Source organism: Limnohabitans sp. (assembly GCF_044361645.1).
In the GTDB taxonomy this organism is placed as follows: Bacteria; Pseudomonadota; Gammaproteobacteria; order Burkholderiales; family Burkholderiaceae_C; genus Limnohabitans_A.
Map to the genome: position 1 here is coordinate 1 of NZ_JBIKIL010000141.1, position 9,106 is coordinate 9,106.

At 59.9% G+C, this 9,106-nt stretch carries 11 protein-coding genes and 1 pseudogene; 7 read left to right on the forward strand and 5 right to left on the reverse strand.

The window, feature by feature from the left end:
• The 3 genes and pseudogenes from ACIQ39_RS16935 to ACIQ39_RS16945 all read left to right on the forward strand — a co-directional run.
• Positions 1–149, forward strand: a pseudogene (locus ACIQ39_RS16935) (IS4 family transposase); the annotation flags it as partial.
• 20 nt (positions 150–169) lie between these two features.
• On the forward strand, positions 170–538 hold the full coding sequence (locus ACIQ39_RS16940; RefSeq protein ID WP_396435773.1) for a hypothetical protein: 369 nt from the start codon (positions 170–172) through the stop codon (positions 536–538).
• 7 nt (positions 539–545) lie between these two features.
• Positions 546–1,103 (forward strand): hypothetical protein, encoded by a 558-nt coding sequence (locus ACIQ39_RS16945; RefSeq protein WP_396435774.1) that lies wholly within the window; start codon positions 546–548, stop codon positions 1,101–1,103.
• Positions 1,104–1,111: 8 nt separating this feature from the next.
• On the opposite strand, the gene hemW is transcribed toward ACIQ39_RS16945, so the two are convergent.
• From hemW to ACIQ39_RS16965, 4 genes are read right to left on the reverse strand one after another with little or no spacing between them, the layout of a single operon-like run.
• Positions 1,112–2,341 carry a radical SAM family heme chaperone HemW gene (gene hemW / locus ACIQ39_RS16950; RefSeq protein WP_396435775.1) on the reverse strand — a complete coding sequence of 410 codons (1,230 nt, stop codon included), beginning with the start codon at positions 2,339–2,341 and terminating at the stop codon, positions 1,112–1,114.
• A gap of 21 nt (positions 2,342–2,362) precedes the next feature.
• Complete coding sequence (locus ACIQ39_RS16955) at positions 2,363–2,986, reverse strand: non-canonical purine NTP pyrophosphatase (protein WP_396435776.1); 624 nt, start codon at positions 2,984–2,986, stop codon at positions 2,363–2,365.
• 19 nt (positions 2,987–3,005) lie between these two features.
• On the reverse strand, positions 3,006–3,800 hold the full coding sequence (gene rph, locus ACIQ39_RS16960) for a ribonuclease PH (RefSeq protein ID WP_396435777.1): 795 nt from the start codon (positions 3,798–3,800) through the stop codon (positions 3,006–3,008).
• The gene (locus ACIQ39_RS16965) at positions 3,797–3,928 is read right to left on the reverse strand and encodes a hypothetical protein (RefSeq protein WP_396435778.1); all 132 of its coding nucleotides are present in this window, start codon (positions 3,926–3,928) and stop codon (positions 3,797–3,799) included. Before ACIQ39_RS16965 ends, rph begins: the two co-directional genes overlap by 4 nt.
• 98 nt (positions 3,929–4,026) lie before the next feature.
• Here ACIQ39_RS16965 and ACIQ39_RS16970 point away from each other — a divergent pair, with 98 nt between their 5' ends.
• The 4 genes from ACIQ39_RS16970 to ACIQ39_RS16985 all read left to right on the forward strand — a co-directional run bounded on the left by ACIQ39_RS16970 (position 4,027) and on the right by ACIQ39_RS16985 (position 8,190).
• The gene (locus ACIQ39_RS16970) at positions 4,027–4,929 is read left to right on the forward strand and encodes a YicC/YloC family endoribonuclease (RefSeq protein ID WP_396435783.1); all 903 of its coding nucleotides are present in this window, start codon (positions 4,027–4,029) and stop codon (positions 4,927–4,929) included.
• A gap of 11 nt (positions 4,930–4,940) precedes the next feature.
• Entirely contained in the window at positions 4,941–5,561 is a 621-nt protein-coding gene (gene gmk, locus ACIQ39_RS16975) for a guanylate kinase (protein ID WP_396435779.1), read from the forward strand.
• A gap of 30 nt (positions 5,562–5,591) precedes the next feature.
• On the forward strand, positions 5,592–5,792 hold the full coding sequence (gene rpoZ, locus ACIQ39_RS16980; protein WP_396435780.1) for a DNA-directed RNA polymerase subunit omega: 201 nt from the start codon (positions 5,592–5,594) through the stop codon (positions 5,790–5,792).
• A 139-nt stretch (positions 5,793–5,931) separates the two neighbouring features.
• Positions 5,932–8,190 (forward strand): RelA/SpoT family protein, encoded by a 2,259-nt coding sequence (locus ACIQ39_RS16985; RefSeq protein WP_396435781.1) that lies wholly within the window; start codon positions 5,932–5,934, stop codon positions 8,188–8,190.
• A 140-nt stretch (positions 8,191–8,330) separates the two neighbouring features.
• Here the strand turns inward: ACIQ39_RS16985 and greB are convergent, their stop codons facing one another.
• On the reverse strand, positions 8,331–8,885 hold the full coding sequence (gene greB / locus ACIQ39_RS16990; RefSeq protein ID WP_396435782.1) for a transcription elongation factor GreB: 555 nt from the start codon (positions 8,883–8,885) through the stop codon (positions 8,331–8,333).
• Between the last annotated feature and the right edge of the window lie 221 nt (positions 8,886–9,106).

Sequence of the window (9,106 nt, forward strand, 5' to 3'; positions counted from 1 at the left end):
TGCAATTGAAGGCCTCGCTCTACACTTTTCTACAGATTTTGTCGGTGTCTGTTTTCGAGAAAACCCAGATTTCATGCGCCTTGCAGACCGATGCTCACATAACCGCACCACCTGACTGCGCTAAGCAGTTGAATTTGTTCACTTTTTAACCGGACACGACTGGTAAATTATGGAAAAAAATCCGAGTCCCTTTACCGCCGCTTATTTGCGTTTTTTACAGTTGTCCAAAGTGGTTCAAGCTTTGCCCGCTGGGCAAGAGATGGATGCCAATGAGGCCGCCTTGCTGCAAGCGGTGGTGCTTTGCTGGTACGAAAGCAAACCCATGACCGTGCGCGAAGCCATTGGACTGGCCGATCTGGGCTCTCCTGCCACCTTGCACAAGCGCGTCTCGCGTTTGCGCGAAAAAGACATGCTCAGCACCTTGAACTTAGAGGGTGACCGGCGCGCCAAATTCTTGATCCCTACCCAGCGCACACTGGACTATTTCAAGAGCCTTGGCCAGTCCATGCAACAGGCACACCAAAACTTGGTGTCTTGAGGGTGTTATGAATTTACCCATACGCAACGCTCTCGAAAAAACAGCACTGACATTTCTCAGTGCTGTTTTGTTTGTGGGCTTCTTCCAATTCAACAACTGGGTTTTTTCTAACTTTCAATACAGCGAAGGCATCAGTTGGATTTTTTTGCCCGCTGGTTTTCGCATCATCTTGGTGCTGGTGCTGGGCTTGCCGGGCGCATTGGGTCTGATGCTGGGCAGTTGGCTGATTGACTGGGATGTTTTCTCGCAAGGCCAGATTGTGCTGGCCCTCACCAATGGCCTGGTGGGCGGCTTAACGCCTTGGCTGGTGATGAAATACCTGATCAAACGCAAGTGGTTGAGCCCGCACCTGCACACGCTCAATGCCACCCAATTGTTGAACCTGACCTTGATTTTTGCAGCGGCCAGCGCTTTGGCGCACCAACTGGTGTGGCTGCTTTTAGAGCGCCCCCAGCTGAACATCTGGATCGATATTTGGCCCATGTTTGTGGGCAATGCCTTAGGCGCTTTGTTGATGCTTTACAGCTTGAAATTCGTGCTCGACCGGTTTCACCGAAAAATCTGACACGCAGCTCAAGAGCGCGCTCGTGCGCCTTCGCTGTCGGCTAAAAACAGCGCTTGCAGATCGCTCAGAAAATCAAAACCTTTTTCGGTCGGCCAGACCCGGTGCAAATCGCGACCGATCAGGCCCATTTTTTCGGCTTGTTGCAAGCCCTGCTGCAGGCTGGTGATGGCCAGGCCCGTGCGCTCACAGAAGTCGGCCAAGGCAAAGCCAGCGCGCAAACGCAGCGCATTGAGCATGAATTCAAACGGCAAATCTTGGCGTGGCACCTCGTTGCTTTGCGTGATGGGCTCGCCCTTGAAGGCTTGCTGCATGTACAGCGCCGGTTCGCGGTAACGCACTTGCCGCAGCACCCTGTGCGCAAAACTGAGTTTGCTGTGCGCGCCAGCGCCAATGCCTAAGTAGTCGCCAAACTGCCAATAGTTCAGGTTGTGCGCGCAGCTGTGGCCCGGCTTGGCATAGGCCGAGACCTCGTAGCGCTCCAGGCCTGCCAAAGCCGTCAACTCGGTGATGCGGTCCATCATCTCGTAGGCCAGATCGTCCTCAGGCAAAGCGGGCGGGAACTTGGCAAACACCGTGTTGGGCTCGATGGTCAGGTGGTAAATCGAGATGTGGGGCGGCGCAAAAGACAGGGCGATCTGGACGTCTTGGCTCAAGCCCGCCAGCGTTTGACCGGGCAAGGCGTACATCAGGTCGAGGTTGAAGGTGTCAAACACCTGCGCGGCTTCGGTCACGGCGGCCAAGGCTTGGTTTCGGTCGTGCACCCGGCCCAGCGCTTTCAAGTGGGCGTTGTCAAAACTTTGCACGCCAATCGACAAACGCGTGATGCCGGCCTGGCGAAAGGCCTTGAACCGGTCTTTTTCAAAGGTGCCGGGGTTGGCCTCCATGCTGATCTCGGCGTCGGGCACCAAACGCAGACGGGCTCGAATGCCGCTCACCAAGCGCTCAATGGCCTCGGGCGAAAACAGGCTGGGCGTGCCGCCACCCAAAAACACGGTCTGAATGCTGCGGCCCCATACCAGGGGCAGGCTGGCTTCGAGGTCGGCCAACAGGGCATCGATGTAGCGGTCTTGCGTGGACACGGCATCTGTCCCCGCACGCAGCTCGTGCGAATTGAAGTCGCAGTAAGGGCATTTTTGGATGCACCAAGGCAGGTGCACGTACAGCGACAGGGGCGGCAAGGCGTTCAGTTGCAGCACGCCGGGCCGCATGGCGTGCACCGGGTCCAAGGGTGAGTTCATGGCAGGCTCAGCAGGCTCACTTCAGACCGAAGCCAGTTCAGACCAGCGCTCGCGCATCAAGGCCAACAGGGCTTGCGCAGCGCGGCCCCGGTGGCTGTGGGCGTTTTTCACCTCGGGCGGCAGTTCGGCAAAGGTCTTGCCAAACTCAGGCAAGCACATCACCGGGTCAAAGCCAAAACCGTTGCTGCCCCGGCGCTCGGGCGTGATCTGCACCACCACCCGGCCCACCGCGATCAAAGGCTCAGGGTCGTCGGCACTGCGCAGCGCCACCAAGGTGCTGACCATGGCCGCGCGGCGCTCTACAGCACCTTGGAGGCCCTGCATTTGCGCCAGCAAAGCGGTCACGTTGCTGTCGTCACCCTTGGGGTAGCCAAAGCGGGTGGCATAAAAAGCTGTGTCCACACCGGGCTGGCCGCCAAAGGCGTCGACACACAAACCGGCGTCATCGGCCAAGGCAGGCAAGCCGCTCAGCTGCGCGGCGTGCCGGGCTTTGGCCAGGGCGTTTTCCACAAAGGTTTTGAAGGGCTCAGCCGCCTCGGGGATGTTCAGCTCGGACTGGCGCACCAGCGTCATGTGCAAAGGGGCCAGCAGGGTTTGCAGCTCGGCCAGCTTGCCCGCGTTGTTGGAGGCCAAAACGATTTTCATGAACAAATTGGCCCCAGCTTCAGGCGCTGAAGCTCAGCGTTTGGGGCTGGTCGTGCGCCTGCTTTTGCAGCAGCACCAACTGGGCAATGCCTTTTTCGGCCAGCGCCAGCATGCGGTCCATTTCGACTCGGGTGAAGGCCAGGCCCTCGGCCGTGCCCTGCACTTCGACAAAGTGGCCAGCGCCGGTCATGACCACGTTCATGTCGGTGTCACAGGCCGAGTCCTCGGGGTAGTCCAGGTCCAGCAAGGCGGTTCCGCTTTTCAGACCCACCGAGATGGCGGCCACCCGGTCGCGGATGGGGGATTCGGTCAATTTGCCATTGGCCATCAGCCAGTTCACGGCGTCTTGCGCTGCGACAAAAGCGCCCGTGATGCTGGCGGTGCGTGTGCCGCCGTCGGCCTGCAGCACGTCGCAATCGAGGTGGATGGTGCGTTCGCCCAGTTTTTTCAGGTCGAACACGGCCCGCAGCGAGCGGCCAATCAGGCGCTGAATCTCTTGTGTGCGCCCGCTTTGTTTGCCGCGCGCGGCTTCGCGGTCGCCGCGTGTGTGGGTGGCGCGGGGCAGCATGCCGTATTCGGCCGTGACCCAGCCCTCGCCACTGCCTTTTTTGTGACCGGGCACCTTTTCTTCCACCGAGGCGGTGCACAGCACACGGGTCTGGCCAAACTCGATGAGCACCGAGCCTTCGGCGTGCACGGTGTAGCCGCGTGTGATGCGCACGGGGCGCAGGGCGTCGGCTGAGCGGCCGGTTCGCACGTGAGAAGAAATCTGAGAGGCAACCGGAGAGGCGACCGGAGAAGGGGTGGTGTTCATGCTGGCCGTTGGTTGGGGTTGGGGTTGGGGTTGGGGTTGGGGATCATGTTGGGGCTTGGCTTGCCCGCTGTGCCCCAAGGAGGGCCGCAAAGCGGGGCAACAGAGTTGGTGATAATGGCGGGTTTCATGCTCGGCTGTTAGGCTTTGCATCTGCAGCGCTGCTGGGGCCTGGTTGTTCAACAGGGCCGCTCGCTGCCACAAGGATTTCTCAATGTCAGTTTACAGCATGACCGGATACGCCAGCGTGCAGCACAGCCCGCAAACCGCAGGTGGCGAAACCCCGGCCACGGCGGGCCCCACAGCCCGCTTGGGTTTGGAAATTCGTTCGGTCAACAGCCGCTTTTTGGACCTGAGTTTTCGGCTGCCCGAAGAGCTGCGCCAGCTCGAGCCCGGCTTGCGCGAACTCATCACGCGCCAGATCAAACGCGGCAAAGTCGAGGTGCGCGCCAGCCAAGACGCTGGTGATGGCGCGGCTTTGCAAGCGCCCAACCACCAAGCCCTGCAAAAAATAGCCGCCCTGCAAGACAAGGTGCAAGATTGGTTGCCCGAGGCCCGGTCTTTGAGCGTGGCCGATGTGCTGCGCATGACGGCGGGCAGCACGGGCCAAGCCGCACCCGACGAGGCCGCCTGGATGCAACTGGCCACACAAGCCGTGGATGCCCTGCGCGAGGCCCGTGCCCGAGAAGGCGCACGCCTGACCGAGATGCTGCAAGGCCACATCACGCAGCTGCGCGCTTTGGCTCAGCTGGCTTTGCCTCTGGTGCCGCAACTGGTTGAACAGCAGCGCCAGCGCTATTTAGAGCGCTGGAAAGACGCCATGGCCTTGGCCGACGGCAGCCACCTGCCCGAAGTCGCGCAAGACCGCGCCCTGACCGAGGCCACGGCTTTCGCCATCCGCATTGACGTGGCCGAAGAACTCACCCGCCTGCGCTCGCACCTGGACGAGCTCTCCCGACTGCTGACCCAGGGCGGTGACATCGGCAAGCGGCTGGACTTTTTGATCCAAGAGCTGAACCGCGAAGCCAACACCTTGGGCTCCAAATCGGCCGTGCTGGAGATGACGCGCATCTCAGTGGACATGAAGGTGCTGATCGAACAAATGCGCGAGCAAGTTCAAAACATCGAGTAAAGAGCCTGAGCATGGATTACCCCGGAAACCTGTTTGTCGTGGCCGCCCCCAGCGGGGCGGGCAAATCCAGCCTGGTCAAGGCCTTGATGGAGCTCGACGCTCGCGTGCAACCCACGGTCTCGCACACCACACGCGCCCCACGCGGCCAGGAAAAACACGGCCGCGAGTACTTTTTTGCCTCAGCGCAAGAATTTGACGCCATGGTGCAGGGCAATGCCTTTGTGGAATGGGCGCATGTGCACGGTCAGCGCTACGGCACCTCGAAAAAGATGATCGAGGACCGCATGGCCCAAGGGGCCGATGTGATTTTGGAGATCGACTACCAAGGCGCTTTGCAAATCCAAAAGATGTACGCCAATGCGGTGCTGATCTTCATCTTGCCGCCCAGCTGGGAGGAGCTGCGCTCGCGCCTGGAGCGCCGGGGCGAGGACACGCCCGAGATCATCGAGCTGCGCCTGCATAACGCCGCCATCGAAATGGCGCAGGCCCCGAAATTTGACTTCGTTATAATCAACGAAGTTTTTGACCGCGCATTGTTCGACCTCAAAGCGGTTGTTCACGCCCAGCGCCTCAAGTTCCACGTTCAGCGCCGCGCCCGGCCTGACACCTTTCAAGCCCTCAAAATGGCTTGACCCCCGCACAGCAATCTCAAGGAATACACCATGGCCCGCATCACCGTTGAAGACTGCTTGGAAAAGATCCCGAACCGCTTCCAGTTGGTTTTGGCTGCCACCTACCGCGCCCGCATGCTGAGCCAAGGCCACACCGCCCGCATCGAGAGCAAAAACAAACCCGGTGTGACTGCGCTGCGCGAGATCGCCGCTGGCAAGGTGGGCATTGAGATGCTCAAACGCGTGAACTGAGCGCCTTTGCCCTGTGCGGCAGGCACTGATCTGAAATCATCCGCCTCCCAACTCACCGAAGCCCCAATATTGGGGCTTTTTTTTGCTTGTTTTTCAATCGCGTTCTGGCTTGCGTTACATTGATGCGATGAGCTCCGTCATGCCCCGCCCCCACAAAGCCAAGCCCAGCCGCCCGCTGCCGCTGGGGCCGGCTGCGGCCAATGCGGCGGCCGCCAGCTTTGCCGTGCTGGAGGCACAACTGGGCTACCTGAGCGACACCGACATCGACTTGGTGCGGCGGGCTTACAAATTTGCCGATGAAGCCCACCTTGGGCAAATGCGAAAAAGCGGCGAACCCTACATCACCCACCCGATTGCCGTGGCCGGTTTGTGCACCGAATGGCGGCTGGACGCGCAAGCTTTGGCGGCTGCGCTGCTGCACGATGCCATGGAAGATTGCGGCATCACCAAAATGGCGTTGATCGAACGCTTTGGCTCCCCCGTCGCGGAGCTGGTCGACGGTTTGACCAAGCTGGAAAAGCTGGCGTTCAACACCCGTGAAGAAAACCAGGCCGAGTCGTTTCGCAAAATGCTGCTGGCCATGGCCCGCGATGTGCGCGTGATCCTCATCAAACTGGCCGACCGCACGCACAACATGCGCACCCTGTCGGACATGCCGCGTAGCAAGTGGGGCCGCATTGCCTCTGAAACACTGGAAATCTACGCCCCCATCGCGCACCGATTGGGTCTGAACCAGATTTACCGTGAACTGCAAGACCTGGCCTTCAAACACTTGCTGCCTTGGCGTCATGCGGTTCTGACCAAGGCGGTTTCGCGCGCGCGCAATCGCCGACGCGACCTGATCCAAAAAGTACAGGCGGATGTGGAGGCTTTGTTCGCCCAAGCCAAGATGGAAGTGCGCATCAGTGGCCGCGAAAAAACGCTGTACTCCATCTACAAAAAGATGGACGAGAAGCACCTGAGTTTCGCCCAGGTGACCGATATTTATGGCTTCCGCGTCATCGTGCCCTCGGTCATCGACTGCTACACCGCGCTGGGTTTGTTGCACCAAATCTACAAACCCTTGCCCGGTAAATTCAAAGACCACATCGCCATTGCCAAGGTCAACGGCTACCAATCGCTTCACACCACCTTGGTGGGGCCCTCGGGCGTGAACGTTGAGTTTCAAATGCGCACCGAGCCCATGCACTTGGTCGCCGAATCGGGTGTGGCCGCGCACTGGCTCTACAAAGAACACGAATCGGCCAGCGCGCAGTCGGAGCGTTTGGGCACGCAATGGTTGCAGTCGCTGCTCGACATCCAGACCGAGACACGCGATGCGGCCGAGTTTTGGGACCATGTCAAAGTGGATTTGTTTCCCGACGCGGTTTATGTGTTCACGCCCAAAAGCCAAATCATGGCCTTGCCGCGGGGTGCCACCGTGGTGGACTTTGCCTACGCCATCCACAGCCGGGTGGGTGACCACGCCATGGCCGCCCGCATCAATGGCGACCAAGTGCCGCTGCGCACCGAAATCAAAAACGGCGACGTGATCGAGGTGATCACCGCGCCCGTGTCATCGCCCAACCCCGCTTGGCTGGGCTTTGTGCGCACCGGACGCGCCCGCTCCAAGATCCGCCATCACCTCAAAACCATGGCGCAGACCGAATCGGTGGGCCTGGGCGAAAAGTTGTTGGCACAAGCTCTGCGTGCCGAGGGCATCAACCAACTGCCCGCCAATGACGAGGCCCACCAAGCCTTGTGGGAAAAATTGCTGCGCTTCACCGGCAACCGCAACCAGTCTGATTTGCTCATGGACATTGGTTTGGGCAAGCGCATCGCGACCATTGTGGCCAAACGCCTGACGTCTTTGCTGTCTGAACTCGGTCAAAAACCCGATGCGCTGCTGATGACCCGTGAACGCTTCACCGCGCACGAATCGATCTCGCAAGGGGCCATCACCTTGGACGGCAGCGAGAACGCTTCGGTGGTCTATTCACGTTGCTGCCGTCCTCTGCCCGGGGACGACATCGTCGGCTACCTAGGCCGCGGCGAAGGTTTGGCCGTGCACACCCGTGACTGCGCCATTGCACGCAAACTCGAGCACAAAGACAGCGAACGCTTCATCGGCGTAGAGTGGTCCGACGAATTGAGCCGCAGTTTTGAGACGGCGGTCAACGTCACCGTGGTCAATGGTCAAGGGGTGCTGGCCCGTGTTGCCGGTGCCTTGGCCAGCGCTGAGACCGACATCGTGCACGTCGACATGGGGCATGACTCACCACAAGACACCGCTGAGTTGAAATTTTTGGTGGCCGTGCGCGATGCGGCCCACTTGGAGCAGGTGCTGCGCCACCTCAAACGCACACCCTCGGTCATCAAGGCCGAGCGGCAAACCAACAAAGCACACTTGCCGGTTTGATGGCAACACTGGGTACGCAGCCACTGATCACCCCCTGATCACACCCTGACTTCGCGCCAGCGCATGCCAGCGCATGCCAGCGCATACCCGCGTTCAAGCGTTCAAGCGCATGCAGACACTGGGTGTTACCCAGTTGGCCTTCAGTTGGCACGCGGGTAACTCACCTGCAGCACCTCGATGTCCAGCAGGCCTGCAGGCGTGGGCAACTTGAGGACATCGCCTTCGCGAGACTTGAGCAAGGTGCGGGCAATGGGGGACACCCAACTGACTTCAGCTTTCAAGCTGTCGGCCTCGTCAATGCCCAAAATCGTCACCGTTCGCTCGGTGCCATGCGCGTCTGCGTAAGTGACGGTGGCACCAAAGAAGACCTGGTCGCTGCCGTGGTGAACCGACGGCTCGACCACCTCGGCCAACTCCAAGCGCTGGGTCAAAAAACGCACCCGGCGGTCGATTTCGCGCAGGCGTTTTTTGCCATAAAGATAGTCGCCGTTTTCAGAGCGGTCACCGTTGCTGGCCGCCCAATGCACGATTTCCACCACCTTGGGCCGCTCGTCGTCGATCAAGCTGAACAGCTCAGTTTTCAAGCGCGCATAGCCTGCAGGCGTCATGTAGTTGCGTGCGCCCAAGGGCAAGGCCGGCAGGTCAAAGCCGTCGTCCTCGTCACTGTCGGTTTCACGGGTAAAGGCTTTGCTCATGTCACGCGGTCAAATCATGCGCTTGGATTGGAAAAGGCATTCCCATCGTCAGCGAGCCGCTGGCGGGCACTGGGAAAATCAGCGGGCGCAGCATCCATCGGCATAGGGGGCAGTCAACATGACTGCGCCCCTGCCACACCACCTAGCATGCGGGTCCGCACTAGGCGGTTCGTGAGGTTGAGGTTCATACCAGACGTGGTGCTCCAAGCTTATCAAAGTAT

What these genes read in the sequence shown, in the direction of transcription:
- ACIQ39_RS16940 (WP_396435773.1), top strand. Translation starts at nt 170, where the DNA reads ATGGAAAAAAATCCGAGTCCCTTTACCGCCGCTTATTTGCGTTTTTTA.
- ACIQ39_RS16945 (WP_396435774.1), top strand. Translation starts at nt 546, where the DNA reads ATGAATTTACCCATACGCAACGCTCTCGAAAAAACAGCACTGACATTT.
- hemW (WP_396435775.1), bottom strand. Translation starts at nt 2,341, where the DNA reads ATGAACTCACCCTTGGACCCGGTGCACGCCATGCGGCCCGGCGTGCTG.
- ACIQ39_RS16955 (WP_396435776.1), bottom strand. Translation starts at nt 2,986, where the DNA reads ATGAAAATCGTTTTGGCCTCCAACAACGCGGGCAAGCTGGCCGAGCTG.
- rph (WP_396435777.1), bottom strand. Translation starts at nt 3,800, where the DNA reads ATGAACACCACCCCTTCTCCGGTCGCCTCTCCGGTTGCCTCTCAGATT.
- ACIQ39_RS16965 (WP_396435778.1), bottom strand. Translation starts at nt 3,928, where the DNA reads ATGAAACCCGCCATTATCACCAACTCTGTTGCCCCGCTTTGCGGCCCT.
- ACIQ39_RS16970 (WP_396435783.1), top strand. Translation starts at nt 4,027, where the DNA reads ATGACCGGATACGCCAGCGTGCAGCACAGCCCGCAAACCGCAGGTGGC.
- gmk (WP_396435779.1), top strand. Translation starts at nt 4,941, where the DNA reads ATGGATTACCCCGGAAACCTGTTTGTCGTGGCCGCCCCCAGCGGGGCG.
- rpoZ (WP_396435780.1), top strand. Translation starts at nt 5,592, where the DNA reads ATGGCCCGCATCACCGTTGAAGACTGCTTGGAAAAGATCCCGAACCGC.
- ACIQ39_RS16985 (WP_396435781.1), top strand. Translation starts at nt 5,932, where the DNA reads ATGCCCCGCCCCCACAAAGCCAAGCCCAGCCGCCCGCTGCCGCTGGGG.
- greB (WP_396435782.1), bottom strand. Translation starts at nt 8,885, where the DNA reads ATGAGCAAAGCCTTTACCCGTGAAACCGACAGTGACGAGGACGACGGC.